Source organism: Glycomyces luteolus (assembly GCF_027622875.1).
GTDB classification, from domain to species: Bacteria; Actinomycetota; Actinomycetes; order Mycobacteriales; family Micromonosporaceae; genus Glycomyces; species Glycomyces luteolus.
This window is the reverse complement of the sequence record NZ_JAPZVP010000003.1, coordinates 266,067-291,670: the sequence shown is the minus strand read 5'-3', so window position 1 is coordinate 291,670 and position 25,604 is coordinate 266,067. Positions and strand designations below refer to the sequence as shown.

26 protein-coding genes and 1 pseudogene are annotated in these 25,604 nt (G+C 69.3%); 10 read left to right on the top strand and 17 right to left on the bottom strand.

Translation table 11 applies throughout. From position 1 onward, the window contains the following. Positions 1 to 16 precede the first annotated feature (16 nt). The 7 genes from O1R50_RS05300 to O1R50_RS05270 form a co-directional block, all read right to left on the bottom strand. Entirely contained in the window at positions 17 to 814 is a 798-nt protein-coding gene (locus O1R50_RS05300) for an NAD(P)H-binding protein (protein ID WP_270108855.1), read from the bottom strand. Beyond that, entirely contained in the window at positions 811 to 1,458 is a 648-nt protein-coding gene (locus O1R50_RS05295) for a TetR/AcrR family transcriptional regulator (RefSeq protein ID WP_270108854.1), read from the bottom strand. The genes O1R50_RS05300 and O1R50_RS05295 overlap by 4 nt, the downstream gene beginning before the upstream one ends. Positions 1,459 to 1,520: 62 nt before the next feature. Then, the gene (locus O1R50_RS05290; protein ID WP_270108852.1) at positions 1,521 to 2,186 is read right to left on the bottom strand and encodes a class I SAM-dependent DNA methyltransferase; all 666 of its coding nucleotides are present in this window, start codon (positions 2,184 to 2,186) and stop codon (positions 1,521 to 1,523) included. A gap of 92 nt (positions 2,187 to 2,278) precedes the next feature. After that, a complete protein-coding gene (locus O1R50_RS05285; RefSeq protein WP_270108851.1) occupies positions 2,279 to 2,824 on the bottom strand; it encodes a hypothetical protein in 546 nt (181 codons plus the stop codon). A gap of 112 nt (positions 2,825 to 2,936) precedes the next feature. After that, positions 2,937 to 3,383, bottom strand: a complete 447-nt coding sequence (locus O1R50_RS05280) for an SRPBCC family protein (RefSeq protein WP_270108849.1) — start codon at positions 3,381 to 3,383, stop codon at positions 2,937 to 2,939. A gap of 14 nt (positions 3,384 to 3,397) precedes the next feature. After that, positions 3,398 to 3,751 carry an ArsR/SmtB family transcription factor gene (locus O1R50_RS05275; RefSeq protein ID WP_270108848.1) on the bottom strand — a complete coding sequence of 118 codons (354 nt, stop codon included), beginning with the start codon at positions 3,749 to 3,751 and terminating at the stop codon, positions 3,398 to 3,400. Next, positions 3,748 to 4,203: an SRPBCC domain-containing protein gene (locus O1R50_RS05270; RefSeq protein WP_270108847.1), complete on the bottom strand. Its 456-nt coding sequence runs from the start codon at positions 4,201 to 4,203 to the stop codon at positions 3,748 to 3,750. The genes O1R50_RS05275 and O1R50_RS05270 overlap by 4 nt, the downstream gene beginning before the upstream one ends. A gap of 288 nt (positions 4,204 to 4,491) precedes the next feature. Here O1R50_RS05270 and O1R50_RS05265 point away from each other — a divergent pair, with 288 nt between their 5' ends. Further along, the gene (locus O1R50_RS05265; RefSeq protein ID WP_270108846.1) at positions 4,492 to 5,436 is read left to right on the top strand and encodes an aldo/keto reductase; all 945 of its coding nucleotides are present in this window, start codon (positions 4,492 to 4,494) and stop codon (positions 5,434 to 5,436) included. 73 nt (positions 5,437 to 5,509) lie between these two features. On the opposite strand, the gene O1R50_RS05260 is transcribed toward O1R50_RS05265, so the two are convergent. Further along, positions 5,510 to 6,103, bottom strand: a complete 594-nt coding sequence (locus O1R50_RS05260; protein ID WP_270108845.1) for a 3'-5' exonuclease — start codon at positions 6,101 to 6,103, stop codon at positions 5,510 to 5,512. 68 nt (positions 6,104 to 6,171) lie between these two features. On the opposite strand from O1R50_RS05260, the gene O1R50_RS05255 reads away from it, so the two are divergent. Then, positions 6,172 to 7,113, top strand: coding sequence for a hypothetical protein (locus tag O1R50_RS05255; protein WP_270108844.1), 942 nt, complete (start codon positions 6,172 to 6,174; stop codon positions 7,111 to 7,113). Further along, entirely contained in the window at positions 7,103 to 7,606 is a 504-nt protein-coding gene (locus O1R50_RS05250) for a hypothetical protein (protein ID WP_270108843.1), read from the top strand. The genes O1R50_RS05255 and O1R50_RS05250 overlap by 11 nt, the downstream gene beginning before the upstream one ends. A gap of 77 nt (positions 7,607 to 7,683) precedes the next feature. Here the strand turns inward: O1R50_RS05250 and O1R50_RS05245 are convergent, their stop codons facing one another. From O1R50_RS05245 to O1R50_RS05235, 3 genes are all read right to left on the bottom strand, one after another. Beyond that, the gene (locus O1R50_RS05245; RefSeq protein WP_270108842.1) at positions 7,684 to 10,629 is read right to left on the bottom strand and encodes an RICIN domain-containing protein; all 2,946 of its coding nucleotides are present in this window, start codon (positions 10,627 to 10,629) and stop codon (positions 7,684 to 7,686) included. 243 nt (positions 10,630 to 10,872) lie between these two features. After that, positions 10,873 to 11,961 (bottom strand): PP2C family protein-serine/threonine phosphatase, encoded by a 1,089-nt coding sequence (locus tag O1R50_RS05240; protein WP_270108841.1) that lies wholly within the window; start codon positions 11,959 to 11,961, stop codon positions 10,873 to 10,875. 61 nt (positions 11,962 to 12,022) lie between these two features. After that, positions 12,023 to 12,415, bottom strand: a complete 393-nt coding sequence (locus tag O1R50_RS05235) for a winged helix-turn-helix transcriptional regulator (RefSeq protein ID WP_270108840.1) — start codon at positions 12,413 to 12,415, stop codon at positions 12,023 to 12,025. A 97-nt stretch (positions 12,416 to 12,512) separates the two neighbouring features. On the opposite strand from O1R50_RS05235, the gene O1R50_RS05230 reads away from it, so the two are divergent. Next, a complete protein-coding gene (locus O1R50_RS05230; RefSeq protein ID WP_270108839.1) occupies positions 12,513 to 13,379 on the top strand; it encodes an SDR family oxidoreductase in 867 nt (288 codons plus the stop codon). A 51-nt stretch (positions 13,380 to 13,430) separates the two neighbouring features. On the opposite strand, the gene O1R50_RS05225 is transcribed toward O1R50_RS05230, so the two are convergent. The 4 genes from O1R50_RS05225 to O1R50_RS05210 form a co-directional block, all read right to left on the bottom strand. After that, positions 13,431 to 15,413 carry a potassium transporter Kup gene (locus O1R50_RS05225; RefSeq protein ID WP_270108837.1) on the bottom strand — a complete coding sequence of 661 codons (1,983 nt, stop codon included), beginning with the start codon at positions 15,411 to 15,413 and terminating at the stop codon, positions 13,431 to 13,433. 136 nt (positions 15,414 to 15,549) lie between these two features. Then, positions 15,550 to 16,368, bottom strand: a complete 819-nt coding sequence (locus O1R50_RS05220; RefSeq protein ID WP_270108836.1) for an NmrA family NAD(P)-binding protein — start codon at positions 16,366 to 16,368, stop codon at positions 15,550 to 15,552. Between the two features lie 131 nt (positions 16,369 to 16,499). After that, positions 16,500 to 17,468, bottom strand: coding sequence for a zinc-binding alcohol dehydrogenase family protein (locus O1R50_RS05215; protein ID WP_408612610.1), 969 nt, complete (start codon positions 17,466 to 17,468; stop codon positions 16,500 to 16,502). A 2-nt stretch (positions 17,469 to 17,470) separates the two neighbouring features. After that, positions 17,471 to 18,007, bottom strand: coding sequence for a PadR family transcriptional regulator (locus O1R50_RS05210; protein ID WP_270108834.1), 537 nt, complete (start codon positions 18,005 to 18,007; stop codon positions 17,471 to 17,473). Between the two features lie 77 nt (positions 18,008 to 18,084). Here O1R50_RS05210 and O1R50_RS05205 point away from each other — a divergent pair, with 77 nt between their 5' ends. From O1R50_RS05205 to O1R50_RS05190, 4 genes are read left to right on the top strand one after another with little or no spacing between them, the layout of a single operon-like run. Continuing rightward, positions 18,085 to 18,897, top strand: a complete 813-nt coding sequence (locus tag O1R50_RS05205; RefSeq protein ID WP_270108833.1) for an ABC transporter ATP-binding protein — start codon at positions 18,085 to 18,087, stop codon at positions 18,895 to 18,897. Beyond that, positions 18,894 to 19,562, top strand: coding sequence for an ABC transporter permease (locus O1R50_RS05200; protein ID WP_270108832.1), 669 nt, complete (start codon positions 18,894 to 18,896; stop codon positions 19,560 to 19,562). The genes O1R50_RS05205 and O1R50_RS05200 overlap by 4 nt, the downstream gene beginning before the upstream one ends. Further along, on the top strand, positions 19,559 to 20,278 hold the full coding sequence (locus O1R50_RS05195) for an ABC transporter permease (RefSeq protein ID WP_270108831.1): 720 nt from the start codon (positions 19,559 to 19,561) through the stop codon (positions 20,276 to 20,278). The genes O1R50_RS05200 and O1R50_RS05195 overlap by 4 nt, the downstream gene beginning before the upstream one ends. Beyond that, entirely contained in the window at positions 20,275 to 21,177 is a 903-nt protein-coding gene (locus O1R50_RS05190; protein ID WP_270108830.1) for an ABC transporter substrate-binding protein, read from the top strand. Before O1R50_RS05195 ends, O1R50_RS05190 begins: the two co-directional genes overlap by 4 nt. Before the next feature lie 61 nt (positions 21,178 to 21,238). On the opposite strand, the gene O1R50_RS05185 is transcribed toward O1R50_RS05190, so the two are convergent. Together O1R50_RS05185 and O1R50_RS05180 are read right to left on the bottom strand one after the other, a co-directional pair. Further along, entirely contained in the window at positions 21,239 to 22,069 is an 831-nt protein-coding gene (locus O1R50_RS05185) for an alpha/beta fold hydrolase (protein WP_270108829.1), read from the bottom strand. 117 nt (positions 22,070 to 22,186) lie between these two features. Next, positions 22,187 to 22,933, bottom strand: coding sequence for an SAM-dependent methyltransferase (locus O1R50_RS05180; RefSeq protein WP_270108828.1), 747 nt, complete (start codon positions 22,931 to 22,933; stop codon positions 22,187 to 22,189). Positions 22,934 to 23,123: 190 nt separating this feature from the next. Between O1R50_RS05180 and O1R50_RS05175 the strand changes: the two genes are divergently transcribed. Together O1R50_RS05175 and O1R50_RS05170 are read left to right on the top strand one after the other, a co-directional pair. Next, positions 23,124 to 24,167: a glycoside hydrolase family 43 protein gene (locus tag O1R50_RS05175; RefSeq protein WP_270108827.1), complete on the top strand. Its 1,044-nt coding sequence runs from the start codon at positions 23,124 to 23,126 to the stop codon at positions 24,165 to 24,167. Positions 24,168 to 24,476: 309 nt separating this feature from the next. After that, positions 24,477 to 25,544, top strand: a pseudogene (locus O1R50_RS05170) (right-handed parallel beta-helix repeat-containing protein); the annotation flags it as partial. Positions 25,545 to 25,604: the final 60 nt, after the last annotated feature.

Sequence of the window (25,604 nt, the reverse complement as noted above, 5' to 3'; positions counted from 1 at the left end):
CTGGTTTCCTTGCAGATCAGCGGAAGTCGTCGGCGTGGTCGGCGGTCCAGTCCGCGAAGGTGCGGGCCGGGCGGCCGGTGACGGCTTCGGCGGTGGGGCCCCAGGTCTCGGTCGAGCCGCTCGCGAGCATGTCGAGCAGCGACTCGGGCAGGAACTCGGCGGCCACGGCGCGCGGCAGCTCCTCGACGGCGATCTCGCGGCCGATGGCTTCGCCGATGAGTTCGACCTGGCGGCGCTGCGTCAGGTGCCCCGGCCCGTCGATCACGTGGGTGCGGCCTTCGTGGCCGTCCTCGGTGAGCGCCGCGAACGCGACTTCGGCGATGTCGCGCTCGTGGATCGGGTTGACCGGCGCGTCCGGGTAGGGCAGGCGCACGACGCCTTCGCCGCGGATCGATTCGGCCCACCACAGGGAGTTGGTGGCGAACATGGCGGGGCGGACGAAGGTCCACGGGATGCCGGAGGCCTCCAGCGGGCGCTCGACCGCGAGGTGCATGCGGCCGATCTCGTTGTCCGGGTTCGCCGAGGCGGCCGAGGACAGGAGCACCACGTGCTTCACCCCGGCGTCCTGCGCGGCGGCGACGAACGCGTCGATGCCCTCGTGGGCGGCGTACAGGAAGACCTTCTCGACGCCTTCCAAAGCGGGCGTGAGGGTCTCGGGGGCGGTGAAGTCGACCCGGACGGGTTCGACGCCCTTCGGGAGGTCGGTCGCGCCGGGGACGCGACTGGCGGCGCGCACGGCCCGGCCGGTGTCGAGCAGCTGTGCGATCACATGGCGCGCGATGGTGCCTCGGGCGCCGGTCACAAGTACGGTCATGATTCGGTGTTCCTCTCGTGGTGGTGTTCGGTTTCCTCGGCGAGCCTCGCGATGATGCGAGACAGGGTGTCGCCGTAGCGGGTTTCGAATTCGGGGTCGTCGATGTCGATGCCGAAGAGGCGCTTCGCGGTGCGCCGGAAGACGACCGGGGCGAAGGTCATGCCCATCATCGCGATCTGGACTGCCGCCGGGTCGAGCTCGGCGGCGATCTCGCCGCGCTCCTGGCGCACGCGCATCTGCGTGAGCTCGAGGTCGACGTCCTCTTGGGACTGCTCCTCGGGCTCGTCGTCGGCAAGGGCCTGCCACATGGCGAGGCGGCCGATCCGGGGGTCCCGCAGGGTGTCGTGCAGGTACCAGCGCATGACTTCGTCGGGCGGCACGTCCGGGCCGGCCTGATCGCGCTCGTCGTCGAGCCATTCGCGCTGCATGGCGCGGTAGAGGCCTTCTTTGCCGCCGAAGTAGTAGCTGATCAGCTGCTTGTTCACCCCGGCGCGGGCGGCGATCGAGCCGACCCGGGCGCCGTCGTAGCCGTTGGCGGCGAATTCTGACAGCGCGGCGTCGATCAGCTTCCGCTTGGTGCGCTCGGCATCCCGCACCCGCTCCGCGGATTCGGGGGAGCGCCGACCGGGCGTCTTCGGTTCCATGTCGAAGACGCTATCAGTTAATCAACCAAATGGATAATTGAATTATCTGTGAGGATGATTACCTAGTCGATCCGTGTGCCCTCCGGCTTGCGGACGAGCAGGTAGCCGTAGTGGAAGCCGCGCAGCTCGTCCTCCTCCGCCGCCGTGATCTGGCGGGCGACCTCCTGGAATCCGGCCTCGGCCAGCAGGTCCGCGACGCGCCCCACCGAGAGCCGGTACGCGGTCGTCACGGAGTGGTCGAAGGCCCAGGCGAGCTGCGAGGTGTCGGTGTGCGCCTGGAACATCAGCAGTAGATGCCCGCCGGGCGCGAGGAGGCGGTGGCACTCGCTGAAGACGGCGGGCAGCCGCTCGGGCGGGGTGTGGATGATCGAGGAGCGCGAAAGCACGCCGCCGAGGCCGCCGTCGGGCAGGTCGACGGCGGTCATGTCGCCGGTCTCGAAGACCAGGTCCGGATACGCCTTCCTGGCCAGGGTGATCATCTCGGGGGAGAGGTCGATGCCGCGGGCCTCGAGGCCCAATCCGCGCAGGTATTCGGTCACATAGCCCGGCCCGCAGCCGATGTCGAGCACCCGCGGATTCCCGGAGGCCTCGACGAGTTCGGCGAACGCCGCGATCATGGCCCGGTCGAAGGTCCGCTCCTGCATGGAGTCCCGGAACCGCTCGAAGTACTCGCCCGCAAAGTGGTCGTATCGGTCGCGCGTCGCGCGCTCGTATCCGCTGTCGCCCATGGCGGGACCCTAGCGGGTGCTCGAGAAGCCCCGCCGGCCGTATCCGACTCGCCGGGAATCCGCAAACACCCGCCGGCCCCGGCCGCTTTCGGTCAGGCGGGGAGGTGGCCGGTGAAGGTGGTCTGGAAGTGGTGGCTCTCGTCCATGTGGCTCACGTACTTCGGGTCGGTCGCCTCGATGAGGAGGTCGGCGCGCTCGCCTGCCTCGTCGCCCGTGACGAGGAAGGAGGCGATCACCTCGTCCGTGCGGTCGAGGAAGGCCTTCCGGTCGGGTTTGAGCACGAGATAGTCGTAGCCGTCCCAGCGGCCCCTGGCGCTGTCGAGCCTGCCCGCGTAGTGTTCCTCGGCTTTCACCTTGGGCCGCAGCGGCTCCTTGGTGGCTTCGTCGAGAAGATGGCCCTCCTCGTCGGTCCAGACCTTCTTGCCGAGGAAGAGTTCGAAGCACCCTTCGAACTCCTTGGCCGCGGATTTGTCGATCGTGAACGCGCCGCACCCGTGGAACCAGGCGTCCATCAGCAGCTGCAGGCCGAACTCCGGTCCTTCGTAGAACCGCACCGGTTCGCGCACGAGGCTCGTGAGTCGGACCTCGACCTTGGTTCCCTCACGGGCCCAGGTCATCACATCGAAGATGAACGTCATGGTCGCGAATCATAACCAGTAGGGGCAAACCCGTCATTAAGCGCTACCGCATGGTTACTCGCGGGTAGTAGCGATCGGGGAGGGCCTCGGCCCTCCCCGATGCGCCTGCGGCTCAGCCCCAGTTGTCGACGTGCACGTCGTGCGGCCAGGGCGCGCCCCGGCCCGTCTCCAGGAACTGCTTGAAGCTCATGAGGAACGACCCCCACTTGGTGCTGCAGTGGTGCATGAACTCGATGGGTTCGCGCCACCCTTCGTGCTTGAACAGCACGACCGTGTATTCGCCTTCCTCGCGCAGATCCCAGTGGATCTTCGTGCCGATCCACTCGGGGACGTCGCCGCCGACGACCTCCCAGAGGACGCGCTTGCCCGGCTCGGCTTCGACCACTTTCATGCCGAACTCGCCGTTCTCGAACTTGAACGAGATCTCGCCCCCGACGTCCGTGGCGCCGGTGGTGTTCTCGGTCCACCACCTGGAGAGTCCCTCCAGTGTGGCCAGTGCATCGTAGGTCTCCTGGGAGTCCTTGCCCTCGACCGCGATGCGGTGCAGGATGTCGACCATTGCCTTGTCTCCTTCTACTGCTCGTTCTGCGATTCGCGCCGCTGCTTCTCGATGCTCTCGGCGAGGCGCTTGATGCGCTGGAGCCGGGAGTCCCATGAGGAGCCGACCTCTTCCAGCTGGGCGGCGGCGCGCGCCAGCCGGGTCTCGTCTACGCGGAAGTGCTTCTCGCGCCCGGCGGTCGCGGCGTGCACCAGGCCGACGCGGTCGAGGACGGCGAGATGTTTCGCGACGGCCTGGCGGGTGACCGGCAGGCGCTCGCTGAGGCTCGTGGCCGTGCCGCTGCCCTCGCTCAGCAGCAGGTCGAGCATCCGGCGGCGGGTCGGGTCGCCAATCGCCGACCAGAGGTCGTCGTCGACCGCGGTGCTCATCGCCCCGCTCCGACCTTCTCCGCGTACGGCGCCAGGCGCGGCAGGAAGTAGTCCCAGCCGCGCACGTGGTCGGCGTGCTCCGCCGCGACCTTGGCCTCGGCCCAGCCGCGTTCGCGGAAGCCGGTCTCGGTCATCTTCAGGAGCGTGCCGGTGCCGACGGGCTCGAGTTCGAAGACGACCAGGTACGAATTGCCGAGGACCGCCTTCTCTCCCGCGGGATGGGTCCACCGGAACGAGAAGCGCCGCGGCGGCATCGCGTCGACGACCGTGAACTGCTCCCAGCCGATCCCTTCGCCGCCCTTGTCGAACCCGATGCGGCCGTCCCCGGCGGGAGAGAGCTCCGCCTCGTCGGGCCACCATTCCTTCAAGTGCTCGGGACTGCTCACCACGTCGAAGACGACCTCCGGTGAGGCCTCGATGCGGATCTCCCGCTCGATCGATCCGAGTTCCATGCTCGCCACCTTTCGCAACGTTTGGTTGCACATAACGCTACCGCGTTCCACGGAGACGCGCAACCGTTAGTTGCTAAAAGCCGGGATTCTTTCTCACGAGCGCGCTGCGCGGCCGGGGCGGTTCAGCAGTCGAGGAGTCGCCGCGTCTCAGCACCGCGAAGCGATGGTCAAGACGATCGTTCACAAACGGGCGCAGCGCCCGCGGGACGCGTGGCAGGATTGCCGTCGGAGCACAACGGCAGCAGGACGTCACGCGTCCCGGAAGCACCGACAGCACGGAGGATCGACATGGCCAAGCTCGGCAGGACCGACATCGAGATCTACCCCCTCGTCCTGGGCACCAACACCTTCGGGTGGAACACCGAGGAAGCCGAGGCGCACGCCGTCCTCGACGCGTTCACCGCCGCGGGCGGCAACCTCATCGACACCGCGGACTCCTATTCCGCCTGGGCCGAAGGCAACTCCGGTGGCGAATCCGAGACCGTCATCGGCACCTGGCTGGCGAAGAACCGCCACAAGAACGTCCTGGTCGCCACCAAGGTCTCACAGCATCCCGAATACAAGGGGCTGTCCGGACCGAACGTCAGGGCCGCTGCCGAGGCCTCCCTCAAACGCCTCGGCGTCGAGGCCATCGACGTCTACTACGCCCACTTCGACGACCCCGACACGCCGCTCGAAGAGACCGTCAACGCCTTCAACGACCTCGTCACCGACGGCAAGATCCGCCACATCGCCGTCTCCAACTACAGCCCCGAGCGCCTCCGCGAATGGCTCGACATCACCGCGTCGATCGGCGCGGCCCGACCGGTCGCCCTGCAGCCCAAGTACAGCCTCGTCAGCCGCGGCACCTTCGAACCCGGACTGCGCGACATCGCCGTGGCCGAGGACCTCAGCGGCCTCCCGTACCACGCGCTCGCCTCCGGCTTCCTCACCGGCAAGTACCGCACCGAGGCCGATCTCAAGCAGAGCGTCCGCGGCGGCACGGCCGCCAAGCACCTCAACCCGTCCGGCCTCGCGATCATCGAGAAGCTCGACCAGATCGCCCGCGCCCGCGGCGTCGCGATCGCCTCGGTCGCGCTGGCGTGGACGCGGACCCGGCCCGGCATCGCAGCGCCGATCGCGGGCGCGCGCACCGCCGACCAGCTCGGTCCGCTCCTGGCCTCGGCCGAACTGGAGCTGACCCGCGACGAGGCGGACGAGCTCACCGCGCTCTCCGACGTCATCGGCGCGTAAGGGAACGGCGAAGGCCCTTGCCCCCGATCGGGGGCAAGGGCCTTCATGCATGCGGGCCTTCGCAAGAAGCGGGTCATCTGCGGCGGCAGGTGTCGTAGCCGCCGTCGTAGATCCGGCCCCACGCGACCCGCGCGGACTCGAGGAGGCTGTCGAGCGTGTCGACGCCGTGTGCGCGCTGCTGGGCGACGAGGATCCCGGCGGCGGCGAGCGTGTCCGACGCGGCCTCGTGGTGGCGGGCGAGGTTCACGCCCGCGGCGGCGGCCACATCGGGCAGCCGGTACGAGGGCATCGGCCAGGTCTGCTTGGCGATCACCATGGTGCAGGCGTAGCGCATGGTCGGCCACGGAAGGTCGGCCTCGCTGTTGGCGGCCCGGATCACCGAGGTGTCGAAGGAGGCGTTGTGGGCCACCAGCGGATCGTCGCCGACGAACTCCTCCAGGCGCGCCCACACCTGCCGCCATCTGGGCGCTCCGACCACATCGGAGGCCTGGATGCCGTGGATCTGGGTGTTCCGGTATTCGAACCGGTCATGCCCGGCCGGGGGCCGGATGAGGGTCGCGAACCGGTCGACGACCTCGTCGCCCTTGACCCGCGCGACCGCTACCGAGCAGGCACTCGCCCTGCTGCCGTTGGCGGTCTCGAAGTCGATCGCCACCCAAGAGTCCATCCGCCACCCTTCATGTGAGACGGCCGACGTTAGCATCAGAGGGCGAGCGTCAAGGAAGGTCATCGCTCTTGGACCCGAACGAACCCCCCGAAGGATTCCGCCGCGACTACCAGGGAGCATCGGCCCCGCTCGACCTCATCGCCTTGCGGTTCTGGCTCGAGCGGATCATCACCGACTACCGCGAGCTGATCGGACCGCAAGGCAGGCACAGGCGACCGGGACCCCATCGGGAACCGGCCCACGGTACGGCGGCAGTGCAGGGCAAGCACCGCCTACTGGTCCTGGAGACCGTCCGCGGCAACCTGACCCATCCCGAATGCGAGGAAGGCAAGCGGGCCCTGCGCTCGCTGGCAGCCGGCGGCATCGTCGCCTATCTCGGCCGCGCACCCCGAACGCCGAGTGAACGAGTGCCCGAAGCGGTCCTGCTCGACCTGGTCGTCTTCGCCATGTGGCCGATCGTCACCGCCGAGTACCTCCCGGAGCACTGGCAGGAAAGCCTGGCCGAACTGACCTCACCGCGACTGGCGGCCCTGGTGGACGAGGCGAGACTCAGCCGAGGCGACGGCGATCCGCACGCCGCCGAGACGTTCGCCCGAGCGGTCGCCAACCGCTCGTTCGCCCGGTCTGTGCTGGTGCTGTGCGACGACTTGGCCGACCCGGGCCGCGGGGCACCGGTGCTGACCGCGTTGACGGTGGCCGCCGATGTCCCGCAACCGAAACGGAAGGACGCCGCAGGGCTCCTTCGCTGGGCCCTCGGCATCGGGACCGGTGTCGTGGTGGGGATCGCGGTGCCGCACGGCGATGAGCTGGCGGGGTTCATCGAACGGCTCATCGAGGAGATCCGACCCGAGGGATCGGGAGGGGGCTCGCCGGCGGACGGCGGACAAGACGGCGAGGGCCGTGAGCATAGCGACGGCGACGAAGGCGGCAGCGACGACGCCGGTGATGACGGCCGAGACGCCGGTCATGACAGCGGGGAAGACAATGGAGGTGACAGCGGTGGCGACTGACCTGAGCGGCTCCTCGATCGACGCGGAGATGATCTGGGGGTTCGTCATCGTCATGGTGCTCCACCTTCCGCTCTACCTGATGGTGCATCGCGACATTCGGGGGGACGCGCAACCAGCCCGACCTGTGGTGGGTCGGCCGACCTCACCGCTGCTCAGGTTCCTCGAGGAGTTTCCGAACCATGCGGTCGTCCAGCAGGGAAGCACGCACCGGTCGCTCACGGTCATCGTCTACGACACCGAGACGGACGAGGAACGCGAGGTCATGGTCCCGCCGAAGGTGCTCTACGGCACTCGGTTCAACGATCCCCACAGCCCGAAGCTCCCACCGGAATCCATGCGAACCTTCCGCGAGCACCTACGTCGGGAAGCGCGAATCGCCGCGCGGAGACGCCCGCCCAAGTCGAATCGGACGAGTATGCGGCTGTTCCTGTTCTGGTCCTATCCCGTCGTGCTCTTCCTGCTCCTGCTCTGCGTCTCGAGTACCGAGCCGTGAGGCCCCGGCGCGAGTGGAGACGGCGAAGGGGCCCTTACCGCCGAACGGCGGTAAGGGCCCCGCTTACGCTCGATCCCTTACACGGCAGGGGCCTTCGCGTAGACCTCGATCTCGCTGAGGATGATCCAGCCGGCCGTGCCGCCGGTCCCGGCGGTCATGGCCACCCGGATCGCCGAGGTCTCGGCGTTCACCTCCACGTCGATGATCGGGGCCTCACCGGTGGGCACGTCCACGACGTCACCGGCGTTCTGCCAGTTGCCCTCCGCGTCCAGGTACTGCACCTGCAGCGTGTCGGCGTAGCTGTTGCGGCCGCCGTCACTCCAGAAGTGCGACACCACGCGGGTCACGTCGCGCGTCTCCGGCAGCGCGACGGTGATCGTGTCCTCGGTGTTGAACGGACCCGACTTCCAGTTCGACCAGGCCTTGTCGGTCAGGTTCCCGTTCCGCAGGGCCTCGGTCGAATAGCCCGGCTCCGTGTACGTCGCCGAGGTCGTCACACCGTCCTCAGTGGCCACGTTGACCTCGATCGGGTCGGTCACCTCGACCTCGATGGTCGCGGGCAGCTCCGTCCCGTCGATCAGCGTGGCCGTGCCGTTCAGCGTCACCGTCCCGTAGTCGTCGAAGGCGCCGGCAGGCGGCTCCTCCCATACCACCGGGACCGTGGCCTGCGTGCCGCGGCTGCCGATCGCCGTCACCGTGCCCGGCAGGTCCGGCGTGAAGCCCGGGTAGGTCTTCGCCGAAGCGGGCGCGGTCTCGCTGAACGTGTCGACGTAGACCTTCGCCTTGGCGCGGAACGTGTTCCCGAGCGCGTCGGTCGCCGTGCCCTTCACGGTCACGGTCCCCTTCTTGTCCCAAGTGGATTCACTCGGCATGGTCCACTCGACCGGGAGCGCGCCGCGCGTGCCGTCGCGGTAGATGCCGGCCACGGTGTCCGGCAGTTCGGGCGTGTAGCCCGGGACGGTGTACGTCTCGGCCGTCGCCGTCCCCATCACGGTCTCGTCGATCAGGGTCCAGCGCTGGTTGCTCGCCGAAGTGGGCGTGTAGACCTGCACCGGCGAACCGTCCGCCGTGGCCTCGCCCCACACGTCCAGCACCACGCCGGTCCCGACGTTCACCGGCACGTACGTGCCGTCGCCGGTCGTCGACAGGAACCACTGGGCCGCTTCGGACGGGTCCGCATCGGCCGATTCGAGCACCGCCCTGCCGTCGGCCACCGCGAGACGGGCGCCCGTGTCGGCGTTGACGATCGCGAACTTCTCGCGGTTCGAGTAGCCGTCGGTGAGCTGGTCGATCTCCCACAGCTGCGCGGCGCTCGAAGCGTCGTCGGTCGCCAGCACGATGCCGGTGCCGTCCGCCGAAGGCGCGATCGACTTGCCGCTCTGCACGCCGTCGAAGCGGTACACGTGGTGCTTCTGGATCATCGCCGCGTCCTCGGCGACGCCTGAGACGCCGTCGATCTTGAAGGTGGTGACCGACTTGCCCGGCACCGTCAGCGTCGCCGCCGTGCCGTTCACGACGACCGGCTCGCCTTCGACGAGCGCGCCGTCGGCGCTGGTGGTCACCGGGGTCACCGTGGTGCCGGAGTCGACCGAGCCGAACTTCGACAGGTCGAGGGTCACCTGGACCGAGCCCTCGGCGTTGTTGGTGTACACGGCGACCGCCGCGTCCTCGGAGTCCTTGATGGCCGCGGTGGTCGAGGTGTTGTCCGTGCCGATGATGTAGTCGCCCGGCTCGATGTAGTGCGTGAAGTTCCGGATCGTGTGGTACTTCGTGTTGGTCTCGATCTTGCAGGTCTCGAGGGTGTCCTCGGCCGTGCAGTCGAACGGCAGCTGGATCGAGCCCCAGCTGTGGCCCAGGTTCTTGTCCTCGATCGGCTGCCACAGCACCCACGCCGACGGCTCCAGCTCGCGCAGGTCGTCGGTGATGCGGGTGGCCATGCCCAGGCCGTTCTCCATGGACACGTAGTCCTGGCCGTCGGTCCAGGCGCCGCCGACTTCGCTCATCCACAGCGGCTTGTCGCTGCCCTTGGCGAGGTCGCGGACGCCGGTGCGCCCGCCGGTGCCGTAGGTGTGGACGTTCATCTGGCCGACGTTCGCCCGGGACGCCTCGGTGTAGGCGTTCCAGTTGGTGGTGAACCGGCCCGGGTTGGTCTCGTCCATCGCCGAGACCACAGTGTCCAGTTCGGACTCGGAGAGCTGGGAGGCGAGGGCGTTGATGACCAGCTGCTGCAGCTCGGGCCCGGCGTGCGCGCCTTCCTGGCCGCCGCCGGTCGGCTGCACGCCGTCGGCGCCGAGCTGGGTGCCCCAGTAGTTCGTGTTGGGCTCGTTGAGCGGGTCGACGGTGTCGAACTCGATGCCGTGCTCGGCCTCGACGTGCTCCATGACCTCGGTCAGGTAGATCGCGAACTCGTCGACCGAGTCGGCGCGGATCTGGTCGGCGTTCGAGTCGAAGCCGCCCGAGACGTAACCGGAGACGGTCTGGAAGTACGGCGGGGAGTTGGAGAAGGCCTCCCAGTGGGTGACGTCGTCCTTGACCTGGTCGATCCACCAGCGCTGGTTGGCGTCGGCGTCCCAGTTCCAGTGCTCGGGGTTCTCGGGGTCCCACCAGTCCTTGTCCTCGTGGGTGGTGCCCTCGGGGGCGGCCCAGTAGCCGGGGACGGCGGAGGCGCCGCCGCGCAGGTACTCGTTGTCGATGTTCGGGGCGTTGCCGCCGCCGATGTTGTACCTGGCGATGTTGAGGTTGAGGCCCTCGTCGCCGAAGACCATGTCCACCAGCTGATCGCGGATCTCGTCGGGGTAGCCGCCCGTGGCGTTGGCGAACCAGACGAGGCTCGTGCCCCAGCCTTCGAACTGCTGGCCGCGGTATGAGGGATCGAGGGTGACGTTCACGGCGGTCGCGGGGCCCTCTTGCGCGTTGGCGCCCGCGTTGAGGAGCGGCAGCGCGGACGCGGCGATCACGGCGGCGAGGCCTACCGCACCGGCCGCGGCCAGTGGGCGCCCGCGCCTCGGTCGGGGAGATGACATCGTTGTCTCCTTCAAAGGGGGTGCAATCGAGTTATTTGAATATTGCACAAAAACCAACGCTTGTGAACACCCTTTGTCTAACGGATTGAAAAACCCTGACCTGGAATCGCTCCCGAACCAGGAACTGTCGCACCCATACGTCAGGGTTGATGCTTTTGCGAATTTACGGCTCGCAAGCTCCGCCGAGGCCGGGCCCACCGATGTCCGATTCGCGCAGACCCTCCGCTCCTCCGGCGGCGTGCGTCAACTCCTCGCCACGCGGGTGATCGCCAGGATGCTCACGTCGTCGTCCATGCGCGACGCGAACCGCTCCGCGTCGTCCCACACGAACTCGATCAGCCTCCGCGGCAAGGCCGGCGCCACCAGCCCGTCCAGATGTTCCGCCAGCGGGTAGTAGCCCCCGTCCTCGTCACGCGCCTCGACCAGCCCGTCAGAGAACGCCAGCAGCGTGTCCTCGGCCCCGAACGGCACCGACACCGTCCCGCTCGGCTTCACCGGCGCCGCCAGCCGCAGCCCCAGCACCGGCGCGGGCTTCAGGTCGACCTCCTCCACCCGCTCGCCCCGCAGCAGCAGCGGCGGCGGATGCCCGCACGACAGCAGCCGCACCTCTTCCTGCTCCTCGGTGAACTCCGCCAGCAGGACCGAGGCGAACAGCTCCGGCACGTACCCGTGCGCCGCGTCCTCAAGCATTCGCCGCTCCAGCCGCCAGGCGATCCGGCCCAGCTCGGCCTCGTCGAGGATCGCCTCGTGGAACACCGAGAGCAGCATCGACGCGGTCCCCACCGCGTCGAGCCCGTGCCCCTGCACGTCGCCGAGGATCATCCGCGTCCCGAACGGGCTCTGCCGCACGTCGAAGAAGTCGCCGCCGATCCGCGCGCCCTGCTGCGCCGAGTGGTACAGCCCCGCGCACGCCAGGTCGCCTACGCGCTCGGGAAGGTCGGGCAGCACCGCCCGCTGCGCGGCCTCCGAGACGCTGAGCATCGTCACGAGGCCGGCCTCGAAGCGCTGGCGGACCCAGGAGATGCCGATGGCAGTGGCGAAGACGATGCCGACCACGACGATGTCGTCGCCGTCGAACGGGCGCGAGTACGGGATCGGCGCGGCGACGATGGTCAGGGCGAGTGCCGCGATGACGGTGGTCCAGCCCGGTCCGAGGACGAACGCGGCGAGCACCGGCACCACCGCCGTCGCGATCCCGGCGTGGAGCGGGTCGGACCGGAAGAGCTGGAGGGCGGAGGCGATGAAGAGGGCCCCGAGCGGCAGCAGCCGGACCCACCGCGGAATGGCCGTGCCCGGCCGCAACTCGCCCGCTCGCGGGACCTGCGCAGCCATGGCTGAATTCTAGGTGGATACTGGCTCGCCACCTGCGATTTCGAACAGGTTGAGTGAAGAATTAGGACGCGCGGCGGGCGTCGTATTCGGCCTGCGAGTCGAGCACCTTGGGCATTTCCTCGTAGAGGTGCACCACGAGTTCGCGAAGGCGGGCTTCGAGTCCGGCGCCGACCTCGGTGAGCCGGTACTCGACGCGGGACGGGTAGCCGTCCTCGGGCGCGAGCCGGTCGACGATGCCGTCGCGTTCGAAGTGCTTGAGGCTCTGGGAGAGGGCCTTCTCGTTGATGCCCTCGACCGCCCGCCGGATCTCACTGAAGCGCATCGGCCCCTGATGCAGTGCCAGCAGGATGAGCGTGCCCCAGCGGCCGGTGATGTGGTCGAGGATCGTGCGCGACTCGCAGCCCGCGGCCTGGACTTCGAAGCCGGGGAAGAGTTCGATCGGCTGGGTGCTCATGACGCGATGTTACCTCCGCAACAGTACTTTCCAAATGATTGTGCTTTCGTTTCGTAAGTGCAATGGTAGACGCAATCGACAGTTGAAGGAGCAAGAAATGATCGTCGTCACCGGTGCCACCGGCCAACTCGGCCAGCTCGTCGTCGAAGGCCTCATCAACGAGGTCCCCGCTGAGCAGATCGCCGTCGTCGTGCGCGACCCGGCCAAGGCCGTCCGCTTCGGCGAGCTCGGCGTCGAGGTCCGCGTCGCGGACTACAACGAGCCGTCGACCCTCGAGGACGCCTTCCGCGAAGGCGAGAAGGTCCTCCTCATCTCCGGCAGCGAGGTCGGCCAGCGGGTACCGCAGCACAAGGCGGTCATCGACGCGGCGAAGGCCGCGAACGTCGCACTCCTCGGCTACACCAGCGTCCTCGGCGGCCCCGCCGCCGACTTCGAGCTCGCCCGCGAGCACCAGATCACCGAGCGCTACCTGATCGACTCGGGCCTGCCGTACGTGCTGCTGCGCAACGGCTGGTACCACGAGAACTACACCGGCGCCCTGGGCCAGGCCATCGCCAACGGCGGGGTCCTGACCAGCGCGGTCGAGGGCGCGAAGATCGCGAGCGCCACGCGCGCCGACTTCGCCGCGGCGGCGGTCGCCGTGCTCACCACCGAGGGCCACGAGAACCGCGAGTACGAGCTCAGCGGCGACCACGCCTGGACGTACGAGGAGTACGCGGCGGAGATCTCCCGCCAGCTCGGCAAGGAGGTCGCGGTGAACCGCGTCCCGGCCGAGCAGCACCGCGAGATCCTGGTCGGCGCGGGCGTCCCGGACCCGTTCGCGGCGATCCTCGTCGGCGTCGAGGACGCGATCTCGCGCGGCCTGCTCGCCGTGCAGACCGGTGACCTCTCGAAGCTCATCGGGCGTCCCACGACCCCGATTTCGCAGTCGATCACCGAGGGCCTCCAGGCCGCTCAGGCGTAGCAGGATCGAGTGAACGGCCCGCGGGATTCCTCCCGCGGGCCGTTTCGCGTCTCAGACCTCGATGTGGGCGCCGATGGTCACGGTGCGCTCGCGCGGCAGCTTGAAGTGGTCGGCGGCGTCGGCGGTGATGTGGGAGGTGGCTATGAACAGGCGTTTGCGCCAGGCCGCCATGGTCGGCTCGCGGCCGACGCGCAGCTGGATGGTGGAGAGGAAGTAGGTCGCGCCCTTGAGTTTCAGCCGGCGGCCCTCGGACTCGCGCGATCTGACCAGCCGCAGGGCGGCCGGCACGTCCTGCGGTTCCATGTAGCCGAAGCGGGCGGTGACGTGGATGATGCCGTCGTGGGCGAGGCCGAGGTCGTCGACGAGGACGCGGTCGGCCTCGGCGACGCGCGGGACCGGTTCGGTCTCGACGGAGAGGATCACGATCTGCGCGTGCCGCACATGGTTGCGTTCCATGTTGGCGCGCATCGCGAGCGGGGCGGTCGTGGCACCCCGGTTGAGGAAGACGGCGGTGCCGGGGACCTGGGCGACCTTCGGCTCGCCGGCGTTGAGCCGGCCGACGAACTCGCGCAAGGACCCTTCGAGCCGGTCGCGCTGGTCGGTGACGATCTCGCGCCCGCGCTGCCAGGTGACCATGACGGCGAACGCGCCGATGCCGATGACGAGCGGCAGCCACGCGCCGTGCGCGAGCTTGGTGGTGTTGGCGGCCAGGAACAGCAGGTTGAACGCGAGCATGAGGCCGCCGCCGGTGAGGACGAGCCACCTGGGCGCGTGCCAGTGGATGCGGGCCACGAAGCAGAACAGGAGCGCCACGATCGTGATCGTGCCGACGACGGCCATGCCGTACGCGTACGCGAGCGCGGCGGAGCTGCGGAAGGCGAACACGAGCGTGAGCACGGAGACCATGAGCATCCAGTTGATCCACGGCACGTAGATCTGCCCGATCTCGTGCTCGGAGGTGTGGGCGATGCGCAGGCGCGGCAGGTAGCCGAGTTTCGAGGCTTGGGAGGCCACGGAGTACGCGCCGGTGATGACGGCCTGGGAGGCGATCACGGTGGCGGCGGTGGCGAGCACGAGCAGCGGGATGCGGCCCCATTCGGGCGAGAGCAGGAAGAACGGGCCGCTGACGTTCTCGGGGCTTTCGAGGATCATCGCGCCTTGGCCCATGTAGTTGAGCAGGAGCGCGGGGAAGACGAAGAAGATCCAGCCGGCGGTGATGTTGCGGCGCCCGAAGTGGCCCATGTCGGCGTAGAGGGCCTCGGCGCCGGTGAAGGTGAGCACGACCGCGGCGAGGGCGAAGAACGCGATGTGGAAGTGGTCGACCAGGAATCCGGCGGCGTAGGTGGGGGAGAGGGCGCGGAGGATCTCGGGGTGGCTGCCGATGCCGCCGATGCCCAGCAGGGCGAGGGTGGCGAACCAGACGATCATCACGGGTCCGAAGAGGCGGCCGATGGTCGCGGTCCCTTTGCGCTGGAACCCGAAGAGCAGCACGATGATCACGGCGGTGACCGGGACGACCCAGACGTCGAAGACCGGGTCGATGACCTTGAGGCCTTCGACCGCGGAGAGCACGGAGATCGCGGGGGTGATCATGCTGTCGCCGAGGAAGAGCGTCGCACCGAAGATGCCGAGGGCGGCGAGGACGAGTGTGGTCCTGCGGCCGAGGCCGGTGCCATGGCGCCGGATGAGGGTGATGAGGGCCATGATGCCGCCTTCGCCGTCGTTGTCGGCGCGCATGGCGAGGCCGACGTAGAAGACGGTCACGACGAGCGTCATCGACCAGAAGATGAGGGAGATGATCCCGTAGACGTTGTTGTCGTTGATCGGCACGGGATGCGGGTCGGCGGGGTTGAAGATCGTCTGGAGCGCGTAGATGGGGCTGGTGCCGATGTCGCCGAAGACGACGCCGAGCGCGCCTACGACGACCGCGAGCCGCAGGGTGCCTCGCGGGGTGACGCGACTGTGCGGGGGCGCGGGCAGCGACTCCGGATCCGGGGCGGGATCCGGAGCGCTGGCGTCGAATCTGGAGGTCACGGCTGCTCCTTCTCGGAGGTCAGACATCGGCGGTCCGAGCCCGATCGATGGACGATACCGCGCGGAACGGGTGCCCAGCCGTCGAGTGAAGTAACCCGAGAACCCCTTGCGACCTGCGGGCCGGCTCCGGATCCGGCTACCGGAAGGCGTCGGCGTGGTCCCGCGCCCAGGCAGCGAAGGTCCGCGCGGGCCGGCCCGTGGCGTCGGCGACGGTGGTGAAGACGGTGCGGGCGAACTCCGGCGGGTTCGCCCGCCAGTCGAGCACGTAGCCGATGGCGTGCTCCTCGATGCCGATGGCGCGCATCCGCTCCTTCGCGCCCTCGGGGTCCTCGGCCTCGTACCGCACGTCCTCGCCGATCGCGGCGGCGATGGCGGCGACCTGCTGGGGGACGGTGAGCACCTCGGGCCCGGTGAGGGTGTAGTCCCGCCCGGCGTGGCCGTCCTCGGTGAGGGCGAGGGCGGCGACCGCGGCGATGTCGCGCACGTCGACGGGGGAGTGCCCGACCTCGCCGTAGGCCTCGCGCACGACGCGCTCGGCGCGGATCATCTCGGCCCACCCGAGCGCGTTCGACATGAACTCGCCGGGCCGCAGGTGGGTGTACTCGAGTTCGGAGTCCTCGACGGCCTCCTCGACGGGCCCGGTGTAGCCGTTCCACAGCAGGGTCACGCGCCGCACGCCGGCCTTGACGGCGGCGGCGACCAGGTCGCGGCTGTTCGGGACGGTCTCGTTCCCGGGCCCGAAGGCGGTCATGAGGTGCATCGCGGTGACGCCCTCGAGCGCGGCTTCGAGACTCGCGAAGTCGGTGAAGTCCCCGGCCCGGACGTCAACGCCCGCAGGGAGATCCGCCTTGGCGGGGTCGCGGGTCAGGGCGCGTACCGGCCGCTTCGCGGCGCTGAGCCGCCGCACGAGGTGTCGTCCTACGTTGCCGGTCGCCCCGGTGATGAGGATGGTCATGGCTGCTCCCTCTCGGTTCGCCGGGGCCGTGGGCACGGCCCTGCGGCGGCCCGGCCAACATTAGGGGTGAAGGGGCGCACTGCCATCGGACCAGCGGCGTGGAAGCGGCTACACCGCTGGTCCTAAGACGCTCACGTGACGACGACGAGCTTGCCTTTCGCTCCGTCGGATTCCATGAACGCGTGAGCCTCTCGGACCTGGTCGAGCTCGAAGACCCGGTCGAGCGGCACGGCCGCCCTCCCCGCCGCCACATCATCCAGATAGGACTGCAGCACCTCAGGAGAGAGGTCGGCCGCGTCCCCGGAGTACGCGGTGAGCCGCACCCCGGCGGGTAGGTAGTGGATCGGGTAGAAGTCCTTGACGATCCACTCGTTCGAGAGCATCCCCGTGAAGCACACCGTGCCGTGGACCCTGGTGGCGCGCAACGTGTCCGGCAGGGTCGGCGTGCCCACGAGCTCCAGCGCGGCGTCCACGCCCGCAGGGAACAGCCGCCGCACCTGCACCGCCACATCGCCGTCGTCGACGAGCACATGGTCCACGCCGGCGCGCGCCATCGCCTCCGCCTTCGCCTCGCTCCGGGTCGTGGCGAGCACGGTCATGCCGATGCGCTTGGCGAGGATCGCCGCCGCGAGCCCCACCGAGGAGGTGCCGCCGCGGATGAGGAGGCGCTGGCCCGGCTGCGCGTCCAGGCCCACCGTGAGCGACCCGTTCGCGGTCTGCAGCATCTCCGGGACCGCGCCGAGCACCGCCCAGTCCAGTTCGGACTTGAAGGGCACGATCTGACTGCGCGGGACGCACGTGTACTCGGCATACCCGCCGTCGAAGACCCGGCCCATGCCGCCCATCATCGCCATGACCTGCTGGTCGGCGGCGTACGTGCCGCTCGGGTCGGCGTCCACCACGCCGACGGCCTCGATGCCGAGCACCCGCGGGAACGTCACGCCCTCGGCCAGGCCGAGCCGGGTGTGCAGCTCGGACCGGTTGAGCCCGAACGCCTTCACCTTGATACGCACCCAGCCCTCAGCCGGTTCGGGCACCGGCAGCTCGCGAATATGCAGGTCGGTGACCGGTCCGGGGGCGTCGAGGACGACGGCTCGCATGGTCATGGGCGGTGCCTCTCGGTCGAGATGTCGAGTTGCTCGCGCAGCCAAGCGCGTTCGGCCCTGCTGGTCGCCTTGGCGATCACGAGCATCCCGTGCCGGTACGGGTCCTCGATCTCCTTGGCACGCAGGGGATGCGCGCCGTCATAGAAGAAGCTCGCGGGCTGGTCGAGGAAGTCGAGGCGGCGGCGCAGCACCGCCCGCCGCTCCTCGGGGTCGGGCAGCTGCGACAGGAACGCCAGCACCACGAAGTACCGGCCGGTGTCGGTGATGTCGTACCCGTCCGCGTCCCGCAGCAGTCCCCGCAGCCGCTCCCGGCCGGTCTCGGTGAGCCTGAGGATGCCCTTCTGCGCCGCGCCGTGCCCGGGGTGCATCTCCCGCGCGAGCGCGCCGGAGGCGACGAGCCGGTTGATCGCCGGGTAGACCGTGCCGTCACTGAAGGTCCGGGCGTATCCGTGCAGCTGAGCCATTTTGCGGCGCAGCTCGTAGCCGTGCAGCGGACCCTCCGCCAGAAAACCCAGGATCATCAATTCGATCACAGGTCCTATCGTATACCTCGATTCGTTGTATAGACTGGGACGTGACCGCTTTGCCCACCTCATCCCGGGAATCCGCTGTGATCGAGTTCGAAACGGTGTCGAAGACCTATCCGGGCCATGCCGCGGCCGTCTCCGACTTCTCACTCGTCGTCCCCTCGCACCGCACCGTGGTGCTCGTCGGCTCCTCCGGCTCCGGCAAGTCCACCCTGCTTCGCACCGTGAACCGCATGGTCGAACCCACCTCCGGTCGCGTCCTCATCGACGGCGAGGACGTGCGCGAACGAGACCCCGTGGCGCTGCGCCGCTCCATCGGCTACGTCCTCCAGCACGGCGGCCTCCTTCCGCACCGCTCCATCCTCGACAACATCGCCACCGTGCCCGTTCTCAACGGCACCCCCAAACGCCAAGCCCGCACGGCCGCAAGCGAACTCCTCGAACGCGTCGGCCTCGACCCCAGGCTCGGCCGCCGCTACCCCGGCCAGCTCTCCGGCGGCCAGCAGCAGCGCGTCGGCGTCGCCCGCGCCCTCGCCGCCGACCCGAACATCCTGCTCATGGACGAGCCCTTCGGCGCCGTCGACCCGATCATGCGCCGCGAACTCCAAGAGGAACTCCTCCGCCTCCAAGCCGACCTCCACAAGACCATCGTCTTCGTCACCCACGACGTCGACGAGGCCTTCCTCCTCGGCGACGAGGTCGTCGTCCTGCGCGAAGGCGGCGTCATCGCCCAGCGCGGCACCCCCGCCGAGATCCTCGGCGCGCCCGCCGACGACTTCGTCCGCGACTTCGTCGGCGCCGACCGCGCCGAACGCGAAATCCACATCACCACAGTGGATGGACGCTCGATCGCCGTCGACGGCACCGGCCGGCCCGTGGGGGTGCTCGCGCCTTGAACTGGCTCAGCCTGAACTGGCCGCAGGTCGTCGAACTCGCCCGCGACCACCTGCTGCTCAGCGCCCCCGCCATCCTGCTGAGCGTCCTCATAGCCGTCCCCATCGGACGCCTCGCCCAGCAGCGCCCCCGCATCGGCGGCACCCTCCTCGGCGCGGCCAGCCTCCTCTACGCCATCCCCGCCCTGCCCCTGCTCATCATCATCCCCGCGATCTTCGGCATCCCCCTCCGCTCGCCCGCCACCATGATCATCGCCCTCACCGTCTACGGCGTCGCCCTCCTCGTGCGCACCGCCGCCGACGCCTTCGGCTCCGTCGACCCCCGCGTCCGCGAAGCCGCAGTCGCCGTGGGCCACTCGCCCCGCAGCGTCCTCTGGCGCATCGACCTCCCCCTCGCCGTCCCAGTCCTCCTCGCGGGCGTCCGCGTCGTCGCCGTCTCCACCGTCAGCCTCGTCACCATCGGCGCCCTCATCGGCGTCCCCAGCCTCGGCACCCTCCTCACCGACGGCTTCCAGCGCGGCATCCCCGCCGAAGTCGCCACCGGCATCATCGCCACCATGGCCCTCGCCCTGCTCTTCGACGCCCTCCTCATCGCCGCCGGACGCGCCCTCACTCCCTGGACCGCCACCCGACACGAACGCCCGCTCCCGCAAGAGGAGACGACATGAACCTCTTCCTCGACGCACTCGCCTGGCTCACCGACCCCGCCCACTGGACCGGCCCCGGCGGCGTGCCCGCCCGGGTCCTCCAGCACCTCGCGATCACCTTCGCCGCCGTCACCGCCGCCGCGATCCTCGCCCTCCCCGCGGGCATCCTCATCGGACACACCCGCAAAGGCGCCGGCCTCGTCGGCGCCATCGCCGGAGCCGCCCGCGCCATCCCCACCCTCGGCCTCCTCACCCTCCTCGGCCTCGCCCTCGGCATCGGCCTCAACGCACCCTTCATCGCGCTCATCGTGCTCGCCGTCCCCTCCGTCCTCGCCGGCGCCTACGCGGGCGTCCAGAACGTCGACACCGACATCACCGGCGCCGCCCGCGCCATCGGCATGAACCCCCGCCAAGTCGTCCTCCAAGTCGAGATCCCGCTCGCCGCACCAGTCCTCATCGGCGGCATCCGCGCCGCCACCCTCCAAGTCGTCGCCACCGCCACCCTCGCCGCCTACACCGCCGACTTCGGCCTCGGCCGCTACCTGTTCTCCGGCCTCAAATCCCGCGACTACGCCGAGATGCTCGCCGGGGCGCTCCTCGTTGCCGCGCTGGCCCTCCTGCTCGAACTCCTCCTCGCCGCCGCACAGCGGACGGCGGCCAAGCGCATCGCCGCGCCCGCCCCTGGCAAGAGCGCGGCGCCGAAACCAGACAGTCCCCGAGAGAAGGAACCCGTATGAACACCCGCACCAAGGCCCTGGGCGCGGTCGCGCTCGCGGCCGTCCTGACCGCCACGGCCTGCTCGTCCGGCGACCCGCTCTCCAGCGGCGACTCGGACGGCGACACCATCGTGATCGGCTCGCAGGACTACTACTCCAGCGAGATCATCGCCGAGGTCTACGCCCAGTCCCTCGAGGACGCCGGGTTCACTGTGGACCGCCAGTTCCGCATCGGCCAGCGCGAGGCCTACCTACCGGAGATCGAGGGCGGCTCGATCGACCTCTTCCCGGAGTACACGGGCCCGCTGCTGCAGTACTGGGTGCCGGACACCGAGGCGCGGCTGAGCGACGACGTGTACGCCGCGCTCCAGGAGGCCACCCCCGAGGGACTGCGCGTGCTCGACCAGTCGCCCGCCACGGACCAGGACTCCTACACGGTGACGAAGGCGTTCGCCGACGAATGGTCGCTCACCACAGTGGACGACCTGGCGAACGTGACGGTGCCGATGACCATGGGCGCCAACTCGGAGGCCGAGAACCGCCCCAACGGCCCGCAGGGCCTGCGTGACACCTACGGCGTCGAGGTCGGCTTCACGCCCATCGAGGACGGCGGCGGCCCGCTCACCGTGCAGGCGCTCAACGACGGCGACATCCAGCTCGCCATCATCTACACCGCCGACCCTTCGATCACCGCGAACGACCTGGTGTCGCTTGAGGACACGAAGGGCCTGTTCCTCGCCTCGCACGTGGTGCCGCTCGCGAGCGACAACGTCAACGACGAGGCGGCCGAGATCATCAACGCGGTGAGCGCCGCGATGACCGCGGAGGACCTCCTCGCGATGAACGCCCGCAGTGTGAACGAGGAGCTGCCGGCCGAGACCATCGCAAAGGACTGGCTCGCCGAAGCGAATATCGGTTAGCCGCAATACGACCGCGCCTCCCTCGCCGCCTCGGCGGGGGAGGCGTTTCGCTGTGCGGTGGTCAGGCGGCGGCGAACTTCCGCACGGCTTCGGCGAGGGCTTTCGGCTGGTCGATGGGGATGAGGGTCCCGCAGTCGTCCAGTTCCAGGAGTTCGGCTCCGGGGATGAGCGCGGCGAGGCGGCGGCCGTGCTCGGGCGGCATCATCTTGTCCTGCCTGCCCCAGACGACGAGGGTGGGATTCGGGAACTCGGCGAGTTTCGCCGCGGCTTCGAGCATCTCGGTGGGGCGGGTGGCGCGGAGGTATCTGACGAGGTCGGCGCGGACGGCGCTGTCGGTGCGCAGCGGGGTGAGCCATGCGTCGGTGAGTTCGTGCGGCACGCCTTTGGCGGTCATGACGGCGAAGCCGGTGCCGGGGATGCGGCGCAGCGGCCGCGGGGTGAGCGCGAGGGCGAGGGCGCGGATGCCCCCGGGGATCTTCGCGGCGGCGTTCATCAACGTCCCGCCCGCCTTGGGCGGGTAGTTGTCGAAGGCCTCGCACCCGGCGATGACCATGCGGCCCACGCGTTCGGGGCGTTCGGCGGCGAGCTGCTGGAGGCGCCCGGCGTCGTTCTCGACGAAGACGGTGTCGGCGGGCAGACCGAGGGCGTCGGCGAACTCGCCGATGAGGAGCGCGGTGCTGCGCGGGGTGAGGTCGGCGTCGGGCCGCAGCGGCACTGTGTGGCTGCCGTAGGGGAGGGTCGGGGTGATGACGCGGTGGTCGGCGGCCAGGTCGGCGGCGACCTCGTGCCAGACGCTGGCGGACTGCACGAGGCCGTGGAGGAGCAGGACCGCGGGGCCGGAACCGGTGTCCTCATAGGAGACGGTTCCGAGGGTGAGATCGATGGTAGGCATCGTGGCCTTCTGGTCGCAGGGTGTTGCGTTTGGCCCGATCGTATCCGGCGGGGACCTTCCGCATCGATCGCGGCGCAACGCGGGCCCGGCAAGCATTGCCGAGCCCGCGTCTCGCGCTTAGCGCCTCATGAGGGCGAAGACGCCCCAGCCGAGGTAGTCGCGCTGGTAGCGAACGTGATTGATGCGGTCGACATCGAGTTTGCGCCGCATCTCATCGGCCAGCTCGTGTCCGGGGTTGGCGTCGAGCCAGAGCCGGATGTTGAGCCAGTGCGGGGCCGCGTAGCGGTCCCAACTGTCCTGGTCGGCGAGGACCATCTCGACGACGTCGTACCCGAGTGAGCCGAAGTGGTCGATGAGTTCCGGGAGCGAGAGGAGCGAGTCCCTGCTCTCGGCGTAGCAGCCCTTGACGGTCGCTTCGTCGGGCGGGTCGAGCCGCCAATAGCACTCGCCGATGAGCATCAGCCCGCCCGGGCGCAGGCTGCGCTCGAGCAGTTCGACCGTGCCGGCGGTGCCGCCGCCGATCCAGGTCGCGCCGATGCACGCGGCGACGTCGACGGGTTCGCTCGCGACGTAACCGGAGGCGTCCCCGTGGACGAATTCGATCCGCTCGGCGACGCCGAGCTCCTCGGCCCGGGCCTCGGCCTTGGCGAGGAACGCGGTGCTGATGTCGACACCCGTGCCGCTGACGTCGTGGTCGCGCGCCCAGGTGCAGAGCATCTCGCCCGATCCGCTCGCGAGGTCGAGCATCGTGGATCCGGGTGCGAGGCGCAGCGCCTCCCCGAGGTCGGCCAGCTTGCGGCTATCGAGCGGGTTGTGGATGCGGTCGTTGCTCTCGGAGATGACGAACGATTGTGGAAGATCCACTCGTGTGGTCCTTTGCTTTCGATGATTCATTGACGGTGTCGAAGAGCGGTCGACCGGTGCCGACCGCATACGCCTGGACCTTCAAAAAAATCATCTCCAAAGCTCGTTCGCCTGCGTTTGTCGCCGCACTGTACGACCTCAGCGGCCGGCGTGTCCAGTGCATATCGAGCACCCTGATAGCGTTTTCGGCATGAGCGAGCCGATGCCGTCCGCCTTCCCGCTGCGCCTGCCCGAGATGCCGCTGCACGATCCCTACGTGGTCGCCGACGCCGAGTCCGGCCTGTACCACCTCTACACCGCCAACCAGGGATTCACCTCGGGAGCGACCGGGGCCCTCTCCGGCGCCGGAGTCGGCACGATGTGCTACCGGTCCCCGAACCTGCTCGATTGGGCCGAGCCCGTCCCGGTCTTCCGCGTGGCCGAGGAGGACTCGCCCTGGGCGGTGCACGGCGCGTGGGCTCCGGAGGTGCACCGCTGGAACGGCCGCTGGTACCTGTTCACGACCCTCCACGACACCGATGCCGCACTGCCCGTACCGGAACCGGGGGAGTTCGGCACGCCGTTCCCGGTCCCGAACTACCGCCGCTCCACGATCGTCGCGGTCGCGGACTCGCTCACCGGCCCGTTCCGGATGCTCAAGCCCGAAGCGCCGATCCTGCCCGCCGAGCTGATGACCCTCGACGGGACGCTCTTCGCCGACGGCGACGGCCGCCCGTGGATGGTGTACGCCAACGAATGGCTCCAGCGCATCGACGGCACCATCGAGGCGTTCCCGCTGACGGACGAGCTGGACGCAGTGGCGGGCGCCGCGGTGATGCTGTTCAAGGGCTCCGACGCCCCCTGGCTCACCCGCGACATCCCGGCCGGGGTGCCGCATCAGCTCGCGCCGTACGTCACCGACGGTCCGCAGCTGGTCCGCGCCCCCGGCGGCGCGCTCGTCTGCCTGTGGTCGACCTACGAGAAGAACCGGATCACCGCGGGCGGCGTGGACGGCGACTACGTCCAGACCTGGGCCGTGTCGCGCTCGGGCCGCCTCGAAGGCCCTTGGGAGCAGCGGGAACCGCTGGTCCGCGGCGACTCGGGCCACGGGATGCTCTTCACGACCTTCGAGGGCGAACTCATGCTCGTCCTCCACCGCCCCTTCACCGGTGCGCGCGGCAAGCTCTACGAGATGGCCTGGGACGGCGACGAACTCCGTGTGGTGCGCCAGCGCACCGACCTCGACGGCGACTGATTCGCGGCATTCGTTCGCATTGACATATTGACATGTGGCAACCCCTTGCCTAGGCTCGGTGGACAAATCGCGTTTTATTCGCATTTCCACGCAGCGTAGCGACGCGACGACGAACGCGGGCCGCGCCCGAACGAGCGCGTCCCGCTCAGAGCGACGCCCTTGAAGGAGCGACTCCACATGTCCAGAACACGAACCAAGACCGCGGTCGTGGTCGGCGTGAGCGGCCTCGTGGCCGCGGCGACCACCATGGCCGCCATGACCACCGCGAACGCGGGCCCGGTCGAAGTGCCGCAGCAGGACGGCGCGATCTTCGCCGCCCCGGACGGCGCCGAGGGCGCGGCCGGGACCGAGGAGGACCCGACCACCGTCGCGGCGGCCATCGGCATGGTCGAGCCGGGCGGCACGATCTACATGCGCGGCGGTACCTACGAACTTTCGGAAACGGTTGCCATCGAACCCGGCAACGACGGCACCGAAGGCGACCGCACCGAGCTCTTCGCCTACCCCGGCGAGACCCCCGTCATGGACTTCTCGGCGCAGGCCGAGGACCCCGCCAACCGCGGCCTGGCCATCGGCGGCGACTGGTGGCACGTGCAGGGCGTCATCGTCGAGCACGCCGGCGACAACGGCATCCTCGTCGGCGGCAGCGACAACGTCATCGAGCGCGTCGTCACGCGCCACAACGCCGACTCGGGTCTCCAGCTCTCCCGGTACACAGCTGGGGCCCCTGAAGCAGAGTGGCCCGCGAACAACCTCATCGTCAGCGTCGAGTCCCACGACAATGTGGACTCCGACGGCGAGGACGCCGACGGATTCGCTCCGAAGCTCACCGTCGGTCCGGGCAACGTGTTCCGCTACACGGTGTCCCACAACAACATCGACGACGGCTACGACCTCTACACCAAGGGCGACACCGGCCCCATCGGCGCGGTGACGATCGAACACTCGCTCGCCTACGAGAACGGCACCCTCTCTGACGGCTCGCAGGCCGGCGCGGGAGACCGCAACGGCTACAAGCTCGGCGGCGAGGACATCGGCGTCGACCACATCGTGACCGGCAGCATCGCCTACGACAACGGCAAGCACGGGTTCACCTACAACTCGAATCCCGGCTCGATCACGGTGTCGGACAACGTGAGCGTCGGCAACGCCGAGCGCAACTTCAACTTCGACGAGGGCTCGCACGCGTTCAGCGGCAACACGTCCTGCGACTCCGGCGACGCGGACCGCATCGTCGGCTCCGACGACGGCTCGAATCAGTTCTGGGAGGGCTCGAACGGCTCCCGCTGCGCCGACTACGCCGGTGCGCTCGACTGGAGCTTCGCCGAGGACGGCACTCTCGCGGTGACCTTCGGCGGACAGCAGGTCATGGGCTGACCCGAACACCGTTCAACCGGCCCGCTTCCGCTTCGGGAGCGGGCCGTGACGTTTCGTGTC

What these genes read in the sequence shown, in the direction of transcription:
- O1R50_RS05185 (WP_270108829.1), bottom strand. Translation starts at nt 22,069, where the DNA reads ATGCCTACCATCGATCTCACCCTCGGAACCGTCTCCTATGAGGACACC.
- O1R50_RS05275 (WP_270108848.1), bottom strand. Translation starts at nt 3,751, where the DNA reads ATGAGCACCGCGGTCGACGACGACCTCTGGTCGGCGATTGGCGACCCG.
- O1R50_RS05285 (WP_270108851.1), bottom strand. Translation starts at nt 2,824, where the DNA reads ATGACGTTCATCTTCGATGTGATGACCTGGGCCCGTGAGGGAACCAAG.
- O1R50_RS05195 (WP_270108831.1), top strand. Translation starts at nt 19,559, where the DNA reads ATGAACCTCTTCCTCGACGCACTCGCCTGGCTCACCGACCCCGCCCAC.
- O1R50_RS05175 (WP_270108827.1), top strand. Translation starts at nt 23,124, where the DNA reads ATGAGCGAGCCGATGCCGTCCGCCTTCCCGCTGCGCCTGCCCGAGATG.
- O1R50_RS05215 (WP_408612610.1), bottom strand. Translation starts at nt 17,468, where the DNA reads ATGCGAGCCGTCGTCCTCGACGCCCCCGGACCGGTCACCGACCTGCAT.
- O1R50_RS05295 (WP_270108854.1), bottom strand. Translation starts at nt 1,458, where the DNA reads ATGGAACCGAAGACGCCCGGTCGGCGCTCCCCCGAATCCGCGGAGCGG.
- O1R50_RS05300 (WP_270108855.1), bottom strand. Translation starts at nt 814, where the DNA reads ATGACCGTACTTGTGACCGGCGCCCGAGGCACCATCGCGCGCCATGTG.
- O1R50_RS05265 (WP_270108846.1), top strand. Translation starts at nt 4,492, where the DNA reads ATGGCCAAGCTCGGCAGGACCGACATCGAGATCTACCCCCTCGTCCTG.
- O1R50_RS05190 (WP_270108830.1), top strand. Translation starts at nt 20,275, where the DNA reads ATGAACACCCGCACCAAGGCCCTGGGCGCGGTCGCGCTCGCGGCCGTC.
- O1R50_RS05240 (WP_270108841.1), bottom strand. Translation starts at nt 11,961, where the DNA reads ATGGCTGCGCAGGTCCCGCGAGCGGGCGAGTTGCGGCCGGGCACGGCC.
- O1R50_RS05270 (WP_270108847.1), bottom strand. Translation starts at nt 4,203, where the DNA reads ATGGAACTCGGATCGATCGAGCGGGAGATCCGCATCGAGGCCTCACCG.
- O1R50_RS05260 (WP_270108845.1), bottom strand. Translation starts at nt 6,103, where the DNA reads ATGGACTCTTGGGTGGCGATCGACTTCGAGACCGCCAACGGCAGCAGG.
- O1R50_RS05235 (WP_270108840.1), bottom strand. Translation starts at nt 12,415, where the DNA reads ATGAGCACCCAGCCGATCGAACTCTTCCCCGGCTTCGAAGTCCAGGCC.
- O1R50_RS05280 (WP_270108849.1), bottom strand. Translation starts at nt 3,383, where the DNA reads ATGGTCGACATCCTGCACCGCATCGCGGTCGAGGGCAAGGACTCCCAG.
- O1R50_RS05290 (WP_270108852.1), bottom strand. Translation starts at nt 2,186, where the DNA reads ATGGGCGACAGCGGATACGAGCGCGCGACGCGCGACCGATACGACCAC.
- O1R50_RS05220 (WP_270108836.1), bottom strand. Translation starts at nt 16,368, where the DNA reads ATGACCATCCTCATCACCGGGGCGACCGGCAACGTAGGACGACACCTC.
- O1R50_RS05230 (WP_270108839.1), top strand. Translation starts at nt 12,513, where the DNA reads ATGATCGTCGTCACCGGTGCCACCGGCCAACTCGGCCAGCTCGTCGTC.
- O1R50_RS05245 (WP_270108842.1), bottom strand. Translation starts at nt 10,629, where the DNA reads ATGTCATCTCCCCGACCGAGGCGCGGGCGCCCACTGGCCGCGGCCGGT.